Genomic DNA, 16,062 nt, shown 5'->3' with positions numbered 1-16,062 from the left:
TCACGCAAACGCTATATGGGAAGCGCTATTAGTATAACTATAGCGTCAAAATCCGAAGTGCCTGGAGTAAGCCGGGAAATCGTCAATGGAAAAATAATAACGTCTTACTGTCAGTTTCATCCAGCAAATTAATGCTCTACGAAAAAAGCGACGTTTGCGGTGGGAGAATTAAAAAGGGGGCGGAAGAAGTCCGCCCCCTGGGGAGAGTATGTCGAATTAGATGGATTTCGCTTTTACGAAGAAGAACTCACCTGCTTCATGGCCCGCGTATTTGATCGCGCCATAATCAGGGATCTGATCAATACCGAATTGCTGTGAGCGCTTACGCACATCGCCGAGCACAGAGATAAACAGACGGTTACCGTCCATCAAACCATTGTTGGTGTTCAACGCTTCGATAAACGCCCGGGCAAACACGGAGTGATCGCCGCCGCCGCTATCCAATACCGGACGCACGCCTCCGGATGTCAGCACCGTGCGAGCTTTGACATCGACCATCAGCTCCAGCCACTCTTTCTGTAGTTCGTTTTCCGCCACTGCGCTCTGGCGCGCCACCGAGGCGGTAGACAGAGTGCCTGCGTAACAGGAGTCCGCCACCACCATCACATGCTTGGCTTTAAAGGTGTTCAACTGGTCGGAAATCGATACGTTGGACAACCAATTCGCCGTGTTGCCCGGCTCCGCGTCCACCGGCAGCCAGTAGCCGCGATCATTCTGCGAATCCAACTCGCCATGACCTGCATAGTAGATCAGCAGGTTGTCATGCTCCGTCAGTTTTTCACGCATTTCGTTTAGCGCGGACAACAGCTCATAGCGCGTCGCGTTAAGCAGCAGTTTAGTGTTGAAGCCGTATTGCTTGCTCAGCATTTCTGCAATGGTGCGGGCGTCTTTTTCTGGTGTTTCAAGATCCGTGTAATAGGCGTAATCACGGTTACCAATCACCAGCGCGTAATAGCGACCAAAGCTGACGCCATCGAATTTAGGCGACTGCGAGCTGGCGTCAAATTCGATTTTCTGAGTGCGGGACTGATTCGCCGCCTGATCAAGGAACATGGAAAAGCCGAAACCGACGCGTTGATCCACTTTATCCGTTGCGTTCATGGCGACGTCTGTTTTACGCCCCTGTACCGGCACCTTGATAAAGAATAAGTTGAATTCATCCACATCAACTCTCTTGCCGTTCACCGTGAACGACTTCAAGCCTGCGGGAGACTCAACTTTACCGATAATTTCCTTCTCACTCACCGCATTGCGCAGCAAGACCGTGGGGCCACTGCGAGTCAACGAAATGGGAGGGTCTAGGATCTGAATGGAGGGGGGAGCCAGAGTGGGGTCTAAGCTTGCTACTTCAAGCGTCGCAGTCTGAGTGGCCTGATTGGCTTTGTCACGCTCCTGCTTGGCCAGCTGTTCCGCCCTCGCCTTTTCGGCCGCGCGACGCTTCTCTTCCTCTGTTTGCGCCTTGTACTGCTCCAGCTTGCTTACTTCGCCTTGCAGATTGGACAGTTCTTTCTGCAGGGCATCATTCGCAATAATGGTGGACGCATATTGCAGATTGTCGCCATCCAGGCCTGAGGCGCGACGATACCAGTTCAACGCCATGATAGGGTCTTTATTAACCCCAAGTCCTTTTTCATAAAGATTGCCCAGGTTAATCTGAGCCCGTGTGAAATTCTGGTCCGCGGCGCGGCGATACCAAACCGCAGCCACTTCATAATCCGGCGCCAGTCCCAAACCTTTTTCATAAATCTCGCCGACGTATGTCTGCGCTTCAGCATCTCCGGATTTGGCCTGCTCCAGCCAGACTTTCAACGCAGTAGAGTAATCGGCTCTATCAAAGGCAGTGAATTCGCCTCCTCGGATAGCGCATTCAGAGGCAGTCGTCTTAATCGGGCGGCGGGCGGTCAAAAATCGGGCGTTGGCCCCTAACTGACGAATCTGCCCAGGCAACAGACAGTCCACCACCATTAATTTGTCCGCTTCCGTTCCCTTATCGCCAGCCTGATCCACCGGCTGACTGCTGCACGCAGCCAAGGCGCCCGCTGCGACCATGACAGGCAGCCCCCATGGGGTACGCTTTTTTAATGACCTGTGCTGTTTACTGCTCATACCTTGTCTGCGTGTCATAATTCATCTCACTTTTATCAACGCTGCTGTACTGCCCTGGCGTCACCGCAAACGATGGCGCCTCCTGCTTATCCGAACAGGCAACAGATAAAGCGACGTTCTCGCCCAAAACCCTGAACGCCGACGTCCGGCCTCCGCTCGATACAAAGAATAATTTTTTACAAATAAAGTATTGATCGCATCCAGCGCCTGTGCAACGCGATTATTGTTTATCTTTGTCGGCTTATAGTTGCTTTTAGCTGCGAAACAGCTTCATTTATCTCCGCCCAATAGAGTCGCCAGTCGCCATGCTTAGTGGCGGGGCCTAACTGAATAATCGCTTGCTGCCGCGCAGCTTCCTTTTCTATCCATTCCGGCTTCACGGTCTCATCTCCGCTGGCCGCCCAATGCCATTGCCTGACATCACGATCAAGAGGCGGCAAAACAGCTGGATCGAGAGATCCCGTCAACCTGGAGAAATTGTGTCCTGACGTCCATGCCGCCACATCCAAATTTCCAGACAGCGTCATCACCGCTTCAACATTATTCATCCGCGCCGCCAGCAGCATCGCCAGGGTCCCGCCGCCACTATGCCCCAGCAATAGCAATGGGCGATCGCCAGCTTTCATTCGCAGAGCCTGAGCCATCGCCGTCACAACTTCTTCACTGTAACGACCATGCGTATACCAATAGGCGAAACAAGGCTGCGTTTCCGGCGGTTTTTCCCTATCCCAGGGCGCTGGGGGAAAGCGACTGGATCTGGCTCCGAAATAGCAAGGCCTCCCTAGATACAATGCTTCACCCTGCCATTGTCGATACCAGTCAAACATAAGAGGATCTGGAGACGTTGGATCGGAGGAGATGCGCCAAGGGCGACTCCAAGGCAGGCCGTCTCCCTCTATTGCAACAATCAGGGGCGCTTGCAAGTCGGATTCACCGGGCACACCTTCTGTACTTATAGCTGCTCCATTCTTGTAAGCCAGCCACATATTAAAGTCGTCAGCGTTCACATAGCCCGCCACGCCATCTTCCACATCCGGCGGTGTAGCAAGGCCTGCGCATCCAGTAACAAAAGGACACAATAAAGCCATTAGTAAGACAATGAATTTACCGCGCTTTTTTCCCTTAACAAGGCAATGTGAAGCTCCCCACGCCAAACTATACAAACCTGCTTTTTGCAAATTATCCCAACCTTTAATAAGCCCATTTCCGTTCAGTAATTGGTCCTGATAATTGGGTCCGCCAAATGCACGACACCCAGCTAAACCATTCGCCCTAATCCCAAAAGGAAGCTTATAAAACAAAGGGCTAGCGCCAAAAAAGTAAGGGGCGAGCTAGCCTGAAAGCGAATACTTTAGTATATTAACCGGCCTTCCCGGAACCCTGGACAAGGGTTGTGAGAAGCCCCCTGCCAGCCGTGAAAAACAAGATTCACGACCGGCCGATGTCTTAAACAACATTGATTTCAGGGAAAAATCGGACATACTCCTCTATTTCCGAGCGCCGAACGATTTTATGGAGTAAATACATTATGGCGTCTGACAATATTATTGAGTTAGAGCCTTTCTTCTCGCCAATCAGTGACGAGAATCCATCCGGAACCGACCTAAGAGATGAAAACGACAGTGACTTCAGCGCCGCCAAGGCCGCGCGTCGCAAAGTCGTATCTCTGGCCAAGGCTGCGCGCTTTGACGCCAACGGCGAACTGGAGCTGGTTGAACAATGGCGGGAGATCCGTCGTCTCGCCCCAACAATTCTTAAACGCAAAAGCAAAGACCTTGAAGTCGCCGCGTGGTTTACCGAAGCGTTACTGAAACTGGAAGGTTTCACCGGACTTCGCGATGGTCTTCAGATCATTAAAGGCTTGGTCGAAAACTTTTGGGACACGGTCTACCCGCTTCCTGACGAAGATGGCGTAGAAACCCGCATCTATCCACTGATATCGCTCAACGGCGAGGACGGTACAGGCACACTGGTGCTACCGATCAAAAATACGCCATTGACTGACGATACGGAAAACGTGCTGACTCTGACTTCTTACGGTCGCCTTCAGGACGCTCTGGACATCGAAGACCCAGAGGAGCGTATTCGCCGCTTTGAAGAGTTGAGTCTTAGTGAGGATATCGTTAACCAGCAACTCCTCACCGTGAGCCCTGACAAAGCGCAGAATATTTATGAAGATATTCAGGAAGCGCTGGCGTTATGGCAGGAGATCGGCGAACTGGTCGACGCCAAATGCTCAGAAAGCGGCAGCAAAGCCAGCCTTCCCACCAGTGGCGTCAAGAATGCGCTGCAGGAAGTTGAAGAGCTGTATAAGCGCCTGATGAAAAACAAGCTGCTTTCCGATGATGAAGCGCCGATGCAGACCGATGACGGCCAATCAGGCGGAAACAATAGCGGAGGAGGCGGTCAGCAAATGAGAGGCGGCGTTGCGCACGGACCCTTCAGAAGTCGCGAAGACGCTATCAACCATCTATTGGTGATCGCCGAATATTTCCGCAAGACAGAACCGCATTCCCCCCTCTGCGGAGCCATTGAAAGAGCCGCCAGCTGGGGTAGAATGTCTATTCAAGAACTGCTCATGGAGCTGATACCTGACGAAGAAGCACGGGCGCGCTATGCTTTAATGACGGGTATTCAAATTGGCGAAGACGCAGCTCCAATCGGCCAGTTATCGCAAACGGCGAGAGCGGTCACCATTCCTGAGCCAAAAGCGAAAGCCGAGGATGCTTCCGAGCCCGAGCAAAGCTCGAGTGAAAACTGGGGTAGAGACGGAGGCAGTGGCGAGGGTTGGTGACAAATCAACAGATTAAAGGGTTAAAAATTTTTTTGACGCTTAACCGGATACCTACAGCTAAATCAAAGAGGACTTAATAATGTCAGATAGCCTACAGGATAAATTAAACAGAGTCCGCAAGCCGCGAGTGCACATTACTTATGATGTGGAAACTGGTGGTGCGGAAGTCAAAAAAGAGCTGCCATTTGTAGTTGGGGTCATGGGCGATTACTCAGGCGACAATACTGACGCCAAGAAATCCCTGAAAGAGCGCAAGTTCGTCAACATTGACCGTGACAACTTCAATGAAATCATGGAGAAAGTCGCTCCCACTTTGGACCTCAAAGTACAAGACGAAATTTCCGGCGACCCTGACAAGCAAGTAGGCATGAGTCTCGCTTTCAATTCTATTGAAGATTTCGAGCCACAGAACATCGTTAAACAAATTCCAGCGCTGAAAGAGTTGCTGGAAGCGCGTAACCGCCTGCGCGACCTGCTGAGTAAAGCTGACCGCTCTGAAGAGCTGGAAGGCTTGTTGGAACAGGTCCTATCTGACGCAGACAAGATGGCGGTATTGAGCAAAGAAGTGGAAGAGCGTAGCCCGGCCAAAGATGAAGACGGAGGAGATGCCTAATGAGCGACGCAGAATTACAAGGTCAGGAATCCGGAGCAGCGGAAGAATCCAGCTCCAGTCTGCTGGACATGGCGATTACCGCCACCAAACAAACCGAGCCTGAGCAAGCCCAGGACCTGATCGCAAACCTGGCGAAACAAGCGGGCGCAGGTATGGTCAAATGGGACCGCAACCTCACCGTCACCATAAATAAAGCGATTGATCAGATCGATGCGTTGATGTCCAAGCAATTGGCCGCCATCATGCACGACGACAAATTCCAGAAGCTGGAAGGCTCCTGGCGCGGTCTGCACCACCTGATCATGAATTCCGAGACCAGCTCCTCGCTGAAAATCCGCATGCTGAACATCGGCAAGCGTGAGCTGTACAAAGACCTGGACAAAGCGGTTGAGTTCGACCAAAGCCAGATCTTCAAGAAAATCTATGAGTCAGAATTCGGCACCGCAGGTGGCGAGCCTTACGGCGCGCTGATCGGCGACTTTGAATTCTCCAACCACCCGGAAGACGTAGAGTTGCTGCAAAACATGGCGGGCGTTTCAGCCGCTGGTTTCTGCCCCTTCATTTCCGCTGCTGGCCCACAGATGTTCGGCTTTGATGACTTCACCGAACTCTCCACCCCGCGCGATCTGGAGAAAATATTTGAGACTCAGGAATACATCCCCTGGCGCAGCTTCCGGGATTCCGACGACTCCCGTTTCGTCACCCTGGTTATGCCGCGCGTATTGTCTCGCATGCCCTACGGCAGAAACGGCAAGTCCATCGAAGACTTCAACTATGAAGAGCTGCCGATCGACTCCAAAACTGGCAAAGCCGCGAATGTCGAGCACGACAAGTTTGCGTGGATGAACGCCGCCTATGTTATGGGCACCACCCTGACTCAGGCTTTCGCTGAACACGGCTGGTGTGTAGCGATTCGTGGCGCAGAGAATGGCGGTAAAGTAACTGGCCTGCCTTCTCACTTGTTCGTCAGCGATGACGGCGACGTTGACCAGAAGTGCCCGACCGAAGTGGGCATCACTGAACGTCGTGAAGCTGAATTGTCCAAACAAGGCTTCCTGCCCCTGTTGCACTACAAGAATACTGACTATGCCGTATTCTTCGGTTCACAGACCTGCCAGAAGGCCAAGAAGTTCGACAAAGCCGACGCGACCGCAAACGCAGCGATCTCCGCAAGACTGCCTTACATCATGGCAACCTCGCGCGTCGCCCACTACCTGAAGGTTATGGCTCGCGACAAGATTGGCTCCTTCATGGACGCCAAAGGCGCAGAACGTTGGTTGAACAACTGGATCAACACTTACTGCAACAGCAACCCGGACGCATCGCCCGAATCCAAGGCGAAGTATCCATTGGCTGAAGCGCGCGTTGAGGTTAAAGAGAACCCAGAATCTCCTGGTTCTTTCAGCGCCGTTGCTCACTTGCGCCCATGGCTGCAAATGGAAGAGCTCACCACTTCTCTACGTCTGGTTGCGGAGATTCCTAAGTCCGGTTGATAAAACCGCTCAGGAACAGTAAGCGACATGCTTGGGCCGGGCCTGCTCTCTTAGAGTGCAAGCCCGGCTTAAATTTTAGAATTAAACCAATAAATAAACGTTCTCCGGGCAGACTTACGCAAATCCAAGATGCAGAATAAAGTATCTCCAAACGACAACCCCATGCCGTTTACCTACGGAGTTGTGCAGAAGCGCACGCAGGGGCCAAGCTCCGCTGAAGTGATCGCGCTAAAGAAGATACTTCAACTGATCAAACTTCCAGATTGGTGTTACGAGGACAAAGCCGCCGGTAAGCCGCTGGATTACGACTACCTGATTCTTTGGCTGCAAAGAGCCGTCGCCCAGATCGACAACAAGATCATCAACCAGGTTAACCAAATTCTTCACCACAGCAAGTTTCAGGATTTAGAGCGCGCCTGGCGCAGCCTGTACGACGTGGTGAGTTATTCATATGGTCGCAAGCTGGTGAAGATCCGTTTCCTGGATATCACTTGGTCTGAAATCACCAAGGACGTAAATCGCTCCGTGGAGTTCGACCAGAGTCAGTTATTCCACAAGATATACAGCGAAGAATACGACGTGCCTGGGGGCGAGCCCTACGGCATCATCTTGATGAATTTTGAGGTGGCCCATAAGCCCTTTGCGGGACACCGTTTTAACGACATTCCCACTCTGGAGCGTCTGGCGGAAATCGGCGCAGCGTCCTTTTCGCCGATACTGCTTAACGCCGCGCCCCAGTTGTTTGAAATGGCGAGCTTCCCGGAAATCACCAGCCCGATCAGCCTGAAGCAACTTTTCAGCGAACAGGACTACATTTCCTGGAACAGTTTGCGCGATCACCCTGACACGCGCTTTTTGGGACTGACGATGCCCCGCGTGCTGATCCGCAATCCCTACTCTATTCAGATCGCCCCACATGGCGGGCTGCTTTTCTCAGAAAAGCACGCTCAGGCTTCCAATGAAAACTACTTGTGGGGATACGCCAACTTTGCGTTGGCCAAAGTATTGATACGCGAATTCACTGAAGTAGGCTGGTTTTCGCATATTCGCGGTTTGCTTCGCGATCACATGGCGGGCGGCGCCGTCGACAATCTGGTCGTGGACGCTTTTGCTACGGACGCCAAGAAAATCGCGCATAAGCCGATTGTTGACGCCGTTTTTTCCGACGAACGCGAACGCGCGCTCAGTGAGCATGGACTCATTGCGCTCTGTCAGTGCTACGACGTTCCTATGGGCGTGTTTTACAGCACCCCCACCCTGCACCGTGCGAAAGTATTTCAGGACCGGATCGCCAGCGCCAACTCCAGGCTGTCCTCACTGCTACAGCATGTTTTGTGCGGCTCCCGCTTCGCCCACTATATCAAAGTGATTACCCGCGATATGATCGGCTCCGTCAGGCGGGCGGAAGACTGCGAGCGCGAGCTGCAGCGTTGGCTGACCCAGTATGTCACCTCGCAGGAAGATGCGGACTGGTTCATGCAGGCGCGTTATCCGCTGCGTGAAGGCTCGGTGCAAGTCAAAGAGATACCCGAGAAGCCCGGCTCCTTCGCCACCACTATTTACTTGCGCCCACATTATCAGGCCGATCGCCTGGTGTCGGAGCTGCATCTGACGACAGAGGTTAACACCGCTAGTTAAGGGATTCGGATGACGAAAATAAGTAAGAGCCAAAAACTGCGCCCTTCGGTGCTGGACCGGCTGATAGATGAGAGGCCGGACCTGAAAGTTGAACCGGAAAAAAATCGCCATCAGGTGCTCAACGAGCTCCGCGAATCCGTGCGCCGCGATCTTGAGGACCTCCTCAACACGCGCTATCGCCCTATCTCCGCATCCGACAATCTGCGTCAGCTGGACGAGTCGCTGATCAATTACGGTCTGCCCGACCTGCACACTATCAACTTCCTTAGTGCGGAAGGTAAAAGTCAGTTCTGCCGCACAGTGGAACAACATATCGCCATGTTTGAGCCCCGCTTTAAGTCTGTCAGGGTCATAACCCTGGATGAGGACTGGGCGGAAGGCGCCACCTTGCATTTCCGCATCGAGGCGGTGTTGTTCGCCGAACCTGCTCCCGAAGAAATCTCCTTTGATTCCTCCCTGGAGCCGATTTCGGCTATCGTCAACGTTCAGGAGGCGCGTTAATGAGCGACGAATTATTACCCTATTACGAGAAGGAACTGGCCTACCTGCGCCAGTCCGGCGCGGAGTTCGCCCGCGTACATCCCAAGATCGCCGGTCGGTTGCGCATTTCCGGCGACGTGGTGGAAGACCCACACGTTTCGCGCCTGCTGGAAGGCGTCGCGTATTTGAACGCCCGTATTCAGTATCGTTTGGAGGATGATTTCTCCGAACTTTCCGACGCCCTGCTTGACCAACTCTATCCACACTATTTGCGCCCGATACCCTCTATGGCGGTAGTGCAGTTCAGAGCGGCGAAAGATCTGGATGGCCCCTTACATGTCGCGCGCCATTCACGCCTGGAGAGCGACGTATTCCAGAATAAAGTGTGTCGATTCAGCACCGGTTACGACCTGGATCTGCTTCCGATCGAAGTCACTAAAGCGAGCCTCAAAGAGCGCCCTTTCATTGCTCCCGGGTCGCAAACCGTGCAAGGCGCTTCCGCGGTGATTCACGTTCGCCTGGAAGGTTTCGCGCCGGAAATCGATTTAGGGCAACTGCCGCTGGATAAACTCCGCTTTTTCCTGCGCGGCCAGTCGCAATACGCCTATTCACTCTATGAGCTGCTGATGAATCACTGCGTGCAGATCGTCGCGTCCAAAGGCGCTGACGACGTCAACCCGATGTTCCTGCACAGCAGTTGTCTGCAGCCGGTCGGATTTGCCGAGGAAGAGGCGCTGATTCCAACGCCGCCGCAATCCTTCCCGGGTTATCGCCTGCTTACCGAATACATGGTGTTCCCGGAAAAATTCCTGTTCGTCGACCTGACCGGCCTTGGCGAACGCTTGAATGAGAAATTCGGCCCCAACCTGGATTTGTATTTCTATCTGAACAAATCCCATGCGGAGCTGGAACGCAATCTGGAAGCCAGCAATTTCGCCCTGGGTTGCACGCCGATCATCAATCTTTTCAAACATCGCGCCGAGCCCATTGATATCGAGCATGATCAGTACAGCTATCCGATTATTCCCGACGCGCGTTTCCCGGATAACTATGAAGTATATTCCATTGATCGCGTCCAAGGTTTAACCGGCGATGGCAAGAAAAAGGAATACAAGCCCTTTTATGGCTTAAGTCACTTTGATATCGGTCGAGAAACCCAGCTTTTCTGGCACGCCCAGCGCTACCCTAAAATTGGCGGCGAGCTTGGCAACGAACCCGGCAGCGAGCTGGAAATATCTCTCGTGGACCTGAATTACGCGCCAGCGAATTTGTCCGACGAGACCCTGACCGTCGACGTAATGTGCTTCAATCGCAATACGCCTGAGAAACTGCCCTTCGGCGGCGGACAGCCTCGCTTCACCTGCCTGGACGTAGGCGTTTCCTTGCGCGGCATCGACTCTTTGACGCACCTGACGCCCACCGTACGGCCACCATTACGGGATGGCGCGCGCTGGCGTCTTGTGTCGCATCTGACATTAAACTATTTATCGCTCGATAGTCCGGAAGCCATTGACGTACTTAAAGAAATTTTGGCGCTATATGATTTTCAGGACAGCGCGGCCTCAAGGGCGATCATCGCCGCCGTGGTCAACGTACAGACCCGGCCGATGACGGCGCCGATCACAATCGGCGGCAAAACCACCGTGTGCCGTGGGGTGGAAATCGAAGTCACCTTTGACGACAACCTGATGTCAGGCAACAGCACCTTCCTGTTCGCCTCGATACTGGAAAGGTTCTTCGCCATGTATTGTTCGATTAACGCGTTCACCCGATTAATTGCCCGAATCAAAGGGCGACAGGATATTCTCAAGAAATGGCCACCGAGAATCGGCTCCCAGCCTCTCATCTAACCAAACGGCTGCAGCAGGACCCCTGGCGGTTCGATTTTTTCCAGCTGGTGCGTCTGCTGGAGCATTTCGATCCACAGGATGCGCGACCTCGCACTCCTCTGGGGGGATTTTACCCGCCCAGGAACGAGCCCGTGCGCTTCGTCGTGAATCCCAGCATGGGCTTCGAAGGAGGCGCTGTAGACAAGATCACCCGCGGCGGCGATAAGTCGCTGGCGTCTCGCGATCAGTGGGCGATGTCTGTGAATTTCTGGGGACTGGTCGGCTCGCGCGGCGTACTGCCGTTCCATTATCGCGACCTGATTCTGCAGCGTCTGCGGCAGAAAGATAAGTCGATGAAGCACTTCTTCGACTTATTGGACCACCGCACCCTGTCGCTGTTTTATCGCTCCTGGAAAAAGTACCGCATTCCGCTGACTTTTGAGGCCAACCACCAGCTTGACCCCAAATACAACCGCGACCGGCATGCGGAGATGATCAAAGGACTGATGGGCCTGGCCAGCATGCGCAGCGCCAAGTTCTATCAATCGTCCGGCGATATCTTCAACGTCGCCGGACTGATGAGCCGCGGCGTGTGTTCCGCTGAGGCCCTGTCGCAAGCCATCCGACAGCATTTTGGCCTCAAGGTGAGCATCCTGCACTTCCGCGGACAATGGCGGCGCATGCCGGACGACGTGCAAACCCGCCTGGGCGGCAGCCGCTTCCCCGGCGTGAATCACTGTCTGGGACAGCAGGCCATTCTGGGTGAGAAGACCTGGTCGGTGCAGAACCGTTTCACCGTACACTTCGACGACATCGACTACCCACGTTTCCTGTCCATCGTTTCCGGCACGGAAATCCTGGGAGCCATGTACAAGCTGATTCGAACTATGGCGGGGGTTGCTCTAGACTTTGACTTATCGCTTAAAGTCCGGCAGGACCGACTGCCAAACAGCCAGCTTGCGCACCCGACGGCGCCGCCGTTGCTGGGCTGGAACTCAAAACTGTTTTCAACACGACAACAAGATCGGTTCATTACCGTGTCTGTATCCCGGCACGCAATGCAGCGAACTATAGAAAGACTACAAAAGAAAAGGGAAACCTTATGATTGAGTTAAACTTACGCCAACTCATTGAACCCACCACTTCCGTCGTACGCAAATCGCTGGAAGATGGCCTGCGTCTGGCCCAACAGGAACGTCACAGCTCACTGGAAATCGAACATGTGCTGCTGAAGGTGCTGGAGCAAAGCGACAGCGACCTGGACCGAGTGCTTGAACAGCTGGGCGTCGACATCGGCAAAATCAGCAGAGAACTGAGCCAGACCGTAGGCAAATTCCACCGCGACAATCCCCGGGATATGGTGCCCTTTTCACCATTGGTGGTGGATGCGCTAAAAGCCGGCTGGCTGCTGGCGTCAGTGGAGATGGGCGTAAACTTCATCAGCTCCGCGCATCTGTTCGCGGCGATCATGTCGCACAACACTATGCGTAACCAGCTGCTGAGCTCAGTCAAAACCCTGCAGGAAATCTCCCTGGAGAAAGTATTGCCGGCGGTGAAAGCCGTCACCGGACAGTCTTCCGAGAGCCGCGCCTACCTGAAAGCCGCTGCGGGCGGCGCTCCAGCCGCGCCAACAGCGCAAGGCGGCGCGTTGCAGAAATATACTGTCAACCTGACCGAAAGAGCACTGAACAACGAAATCGATCCTGTATTGGGTCGCGATCCGGAAATTCGTCAGTGTATCGACATTCTGACCCGTCGCCGTCAGAACAACCCCATCCTGACCGGTGAAGCCGGCGTTGGTAAAACTGCCGTCGTTGAAGGTCTGGCGCTGCGCATCGCGCAAAAAGACGTACCGGAGCCTCTGCAGGGCGTACACATCCATGTTCTGGATCTTGGTTTGTTGCAAGCCGGCGCCAGCATGAAAGGCGAATTCGAGCAGCGTCTGAAATCCGTTATTGAGGAAGTCAAAGCGTCTCCTGTGCCCATCATCATGTTTATCGATGAGGCGCACACCATGATCGGCGCGGGCGGTAAAGAAGGCCAAGGCGACGCCGCCAACCTGCTCAAGCCTGCGCTGGCGCGCGGCGAACTGCGCACCATCGCCGCCACCACTTGGGCGGAATACAAGAAATATTTCGAACGCGACCCTGCGCTGACCCGCCGCTTCCAGGTGGTGAAAGTGGAAGAGCCGTCTGAAGCCGTCGCGATCGACATGCTGCGCGGCATCTCAAAAATCCTGGCGATACACCACAATGTGCGCATCTCTGATGACGCTATTGTCCAGGCGGTGAAACTGTCCGCACGTTACATTCCAGGCCGTCAGTTGCCGGACAAAGGCGTGAGTCTGCTCGACACCGCCTGCGCTCGCGTATCCCTGAGCCAAAGCGCTACGCCGTCTTTGATTGAGGACACCCGTCGTCGCATTCAACAGATCGACACCAACCTCGACCTGATTTCTCAGGAAAATATCTCTTCCGGCGAATATCACGAGACGCTGGACCTGCTTACCGAAGAAAAAGCCGCATTAGAAGCTTCTCTCGCCGCGCAAACCGAACAGTGGGAGAAAGAAAAAGACCTGATCGCCAAAATCCTGGATGTGCGCACCAAGCTGGAGCAAGACTTCCAGGCCAAGAAAGGCGCTGAAGACGCCGGCGACCGCCTGAGCGACGAAGAAGTCGCTGAACTGCAGGTGGAGTTCAAGAACCTGTTCTCCGCCCTGGCGTCCGCGCAGGGAGATCAGCCGTTAATGATGCCTCACGTAGATGGCCAGGCTGTGGCGGAAGTTGTCGCCAACTGGACCGGCATCCCAGTCGGCAAAATGGTGAGCGACGAGATCAACGGCATTCTGAATCTGCATGATCAGTTGGAAAAACGCGTTATTGGTCAATCCCACGCCCTGGAAGCCGTCGCCCAGGCGATCCGTACTTCCCGCGCAGGCCTGACGGACCCACGCAAGCCCATCGGCGTCTTCCTGATGGTCGGTCCCTCCGGCGTAGGTAAGACCGAAACCGCTCTGGCGCTGGCGGACACCCTGTTCGGCGGCGAGCAGAATCTGACCGTCATCAACATGTCCGAGTTTAAAGAAGAGCACAAAGTTTCCATGCTGCTGGGCTCTCCTCCCGGATATGTCGGTTATGGCGAAGGCGGCGTGTTGACGGAAGCCGCTCGCCGGAAGCCCTATTCGGTCATTCTGCTGGACGAAATGGAGAAAGCTCACCAGGGCGTGCAGGACGTGTTCTACAACCTGTTCGACAAGGGCACCATCAAAGATGGCGAAGGTCGCGACATCGACTTCAAGAACACCGTCATCATCATGACATCCAACGCTGGCGAAGAAGCAATTCGCGCTATCTGCTCGCAGTCTGAAGAGAAGCCCGAGCCGGATGTCATGCTCGACAGCATGCGTCATGAGCTGCTGAAGTACTTCAAACCCGCGTTTTTGGGCCGCGCCAACGTTATTACGTATTATCCGTTAGACGACGAGAATCTGTTCAAAATCTGTCGTATCAACATGGATCGTATTGCGCGGAGAGTACGCAATCACTACGGCGCCGCATTCACCTACGACGAAGACGTGTTGCTTAACATCGTCGCCCGTTCGCAGGAAGTGGATACCGGCGCGCGTAATATCGAACATATACTGAACCGCACCGTGCTGCCTGAACTGTCCACTGAATGTCTGAGCAGACTGGCGAACGGGGAGCATATCGAGCATATCCACATCAGCGCCACGGAAGAAGGTAACTTCGGTTATCTGTTCAATGCCGACGCCGCGGCTGCAGCGTCTGCGGAACCGCAAGCGGTGGTGGATACTGATGTCGACGCAGACGTGGATGCCGATGCGGACGCAGCCGAATAATTAACAGGAGTGCAACTGGACGCGCATGGCGAGAAAAACACGATTTAATCTTACCGGCCATCCACAACTTATCATGCAGCGGGGGCACAATCGCCTCCCCTGCTTCTTTGATAAAGAGGATTATCTGTACTTCCTTGAATGCGTGGGCAAGGCGTCTGAACAATATCAGTGCTACGTGCATGCGTACGTGTTGCTGAAAAATGAGTTCAACTTGCTGGTCACGCCGCACATTGAAAACGGCATCCCTCAGATGATGCAGTCTTTGGGACGCCGTTACGTGCAGTATGTGAATCACCGCTACCACCGTAGCGGCACGCTGTGGGAAGGCCGTTATAAATCCAGTCTGATTGATTCCTCCGGCTATATGCTGACGTGCTATCGCTATATCGACTCCCTGGCCGTGTTTCGCGGCCTGGCGCCGAATGAATCGGAATACCCCTGGTCAAGCTATCATGCGCACGCCAGGGGCGAAGACGAACTCGGCCTGATTCGTAACCATCCCATGTATACCGATCTCGGGGATGATGCGGAAGAACGTCAGCAATCATTTCTGGATCTCATGCAGTACGAAATGGAGCCCTGGATACGCCGGCATATCGAGCAGACATTACTCAATGAACTGGTATTAGGCGGAGACCGCTTCATCAATCAGATTGAAGATCTGGTGGACCGACCTGTCCGGCCGATGAAACGAGGCCGCCCCCCGAAAGACGCAGCGAAATCCTGATCGGATTCGCTCAGTCCCAATGTACATGGAGGCGCAATGAAACCAAGAATCAGCATGATCACACTGGGCGTTGAGGATTTACAGCGCTCCGTGGACTTCTACGAGAAAGGCCTGGGTCTGCCCAAGATGCCAACGGAAAGCGCCAATGTGGCGTTTTTCACCCTCAACGGGACCTGGCTGGGCCTTTACCCTCGTCACTTGCTGGCGGAAGATGCGACAGTGCCTGACAACGGTTCAGGCTTCAAAGGCGTCACCCTCGCCCATAACCTGGCGTCCAAGGAAGAAGTGGATACACAGATCCAACAGGCCGTCGAGGTCGGAGCCAAACTGGTCAAACCCGCCGAAGACACCTTCTGGGGCGGCTACTCCGGCTATTTCGCCGATCCTGACGGCCACCTGTGGGAAATCGCCTGGAATCCTCACGCCTGGGTTGGGCCTGAGGACAAGTAAAATTAATAGTTATATAGCCATGTCGTAACGCGACATGGCTTAAACATAAGAGGCAAGACACTGATCTGAAATA

General features: G+C 54.0%; 12 protein-coding genes. 10 read left to right on the top strand and 2 right to left on the bottom strand.

Features of this window, described 5'->3' with window-relative positions:
• Positions 1-216: 216 nt before the first annotated feature.
• Both KP814_RS25920 and KP814_RS25915 read right to left on the bottom strand, forming a co-directional pair.
• A complete protein-coding gene (locus KP814_RS25920) occupies positions 217-2,106 on the bottom strand; it encodes a caspase family protein (protein WP_253938642.1) in 1,890 nt (629 codons plus the stop codon).
• 227 nt (positions 2,107-2,333) lie between these two features.
• The gene (locus KP814_RS25915) at positions 2,334-3,407 is read right to left on the bottom strand and encodes a hypothetical protein (RefSeq protein ID WP_216739506.1); all 1,074 of its coding nucleotides are present in this window, start codon (positions 3,405-3,407) and stop codon (positions 2,334-2,336) included.
• A gap of 227 nt (positions 3,408-3,634) precedes the next feature.
• Between KP814_RS25915 and tssA the strand changes: the two genes are divergently transcribed.
• The 10 genes from tssA to KP814_RS25865 all read left to right on the top strand — a co-directional run bounded on the left by tssA (position 3,635) and on the right by KP814_RS25865 (position 15,989).
• Positions 3,635-4,900 carry a type VI secretion system protein TssA gene (gene tssA, locus KP814_RS25910; protein WP_216739505.1) on the top strand — a complete coding sequence of 422 codons (1,266 nt, stop codon included), beginning with the start codon at positions 3,635-3,637 and terminating at the stop codon, positions 4,898-4,900.
• 79 nt (positions 4,901-4,979) lie between these two features.
• Positions 4,980-5,513, top strand: a complete 534-nt coding sequence (gene tssB, locus KP814_RS25905; RefSeq protein WP_216739504.1) for a type VI secretion system contractile sheath small subunit — start codon at positions 4,980-4,982, stop codon at positions 5,511-5,513.
• The gene (tssC, locus tag KP814_RS25900) at positions 5,513-7,006 is read left to right on the top strand and encodes a type VI secretion system contractile sheath large subunit (protein ID WP_216739503.1); all 1,494 of its coding nucleotides are present in this window, start codon (positions 5,513-5,515) and stop codon (positions 7,004-7,006) included. The genes tssB and tssC (KP814_RS25900) overlap by 1 nt, the downstream gene beginning before the upstream one ends.
• Positions 7,007-7,135: 129 nt before the next feature.
• The gene (tssC, locus tag KP814_RS25895) at positions 7,136-8,644 is read left to right on the top strand and encodes a type VI secretion system contractile sheath large subunit (protein WP_216739502.1); all 1,509 of its coding nucleotides are present in this window, start codon (positions 7,136-7,138) and stop codon (positions 8,642-8,644) included.
• A 9-nt stretch (positions 8,645-8,653) separates the two neighbouring features.
• A complete protein-coding gene (tssE, locus tag KP814_RS25890; protein WP_011398024.1) occupies positions 8,654-9,145 on the top strand; it encodes a type VI secretion system baseplate subunit TssE in 492 nt (163 codons plus the stop codon).
• On the top strand, positions 9,145-10,974 hold the full coding sequence (gene tssF, locus KP814_RS25885; RefSeq protein WP_216739501.1) for a type VI secretion system baseplate subunit TssF: 1,830 nt from the start codon (positions 9,145-9,147) through the stop codon (positions 10,972-10,974). Before tssE ends, tssF begins: the two co-directional genes overlap by 1 nt.
• The gene (gene tssG / locus KP814_RS25880) at positions 10,938-12,059 is read left to right on the top strand and encodes a type VI secretion system baseplate subunit TssG (protein WP_127971766.1); all 1,122 of its coding nucleotides are present in this window, start codon (positions 10,938-10,940) and stop codon (positions 12,057-12,059) included. Before tssF ends, tssG begins: the two co-directional genes overlap by 37 nt.
• Positions 12,056-14,812, top strand: coding sequence for a type VI secretion system ATPase TssH (tssH, locus tag KP814_RS25875; RefSeq protein ID WP_216739500.1), 2,757 nt, complete (start codon positions 12,056-12,058; stop codon positions 14,810-14,812). The genes tssG and tssH overlap by 4 nt, the downstream gene beginning before the upstream one ends.
• A 25-nt stretch (positions 14,813-14,837) precedes the next feature.
• A complete protein-coding gene (locus tag KP814_RS25870; RefSeq protein ID WP_011398028.1) occupies positions 14,838-15,539 on the top strand; it encodes a transposase in 702 nt (233 codons plus the stop codon).
• A 36-nt stretch (positions 15,540-15,575) separates the two neighbouring features.
• Positions 15,576-15,989 carry a VOC family protein gene (locus KP814_RS25865; protein WP_216739499.1) on the top strand — a complete coding sequence of 138 codons (414 nt, stop codon included), beginning with the start codon at positions 15,576-15,578 and terminating at the stop codon, positions 15,987-15,989.
• Positions 15,990-16,062: the final 73 nt, after the last annotated feature.

This window comes from Hahella sp. HN01 (assembly GCF_018986435.1).
Lineage (GTDB): Bacteria > Pseudomonadota > Gammaproteobacteria > Pseudomonadales > Oleiphilaceae > Hahella.
This window is presented reverse-complemented; position numbering and strand designations above follow the sequence as displayed.

Bases quoted from the DNA above. Each gene is read 5' to 3' on its own strand.
- KP814_RS25920 (WP_253938642.1), bottom strand. From the start codon at position 2,106: ATGAGCAGTAAACAGCACAGGTCATTAAAAAAGCGTACCCCATGGGGG.
- tssA (WP_216739505.1), top strand. From the start codon at position 3,635: ATGGCGTCTGACAATATTATTGAGTTAGAGCCTTTCTTCTCGCCAATC.
- tssB (WP_216739504.1), top strand. From the start codon at position 4,980: ATGTCAGATAGCCTACAGGATAAATTAAACAGAGTCCGCAAGCCGCGA.
- tssC (WP_216739503.1), top strand. From the start codon at position 5,513: ATGAGCGACGCAGAATTACAAGGTCAGGAATCCGGAGCAGCGGAAGAA.
- tssC (WP_216739502.1), top strand. From the start codon at position 7,136: ATGCAGAATAAAGTATCTCCAAACGACAACCCCATGCCGTTTACCTAC.
- tssE (WP_011398024.1), top strand. From the start codon at position 8,654: ATGACGAAAATAAGTAAGAGCCAAAAACTGCGCCCTTCGGTGCTGGAC.
- tssF (WP_216739501.1), top strand. From the start codon at position 9,145: ATGAGCGACGAATTATTACCCTATTACGAGAAGGAACTGGCCTACCTG.
- tssG (WP_127971766.1), top strand. From the start codon at position 10,938: ATGGCCACCGAGAATCGGCTCCCAGCCTCTCATCTAACCAAACGGCTG.
- tssH (WP_216739500.1), top strand. From the start codon at position 12,056: ATGATTGAGTTAAACTTACGCCAACTCATTGAACCCACCACTTCCGTC.
- KP814_RS25870 (WP_011398028.1), top strand. From the start codon at position 14,838: ATGGCGAGAAAAACACGATTTAATCTTACCGGCCATCCACAACTTATC.
- KP814_RS25865 (WP_216739499.1), top strand. From the start codon at position 15,576: ATGAAACCAAGAATCAGCATGATCACACTGGGCGTTGAGGATTTACAG.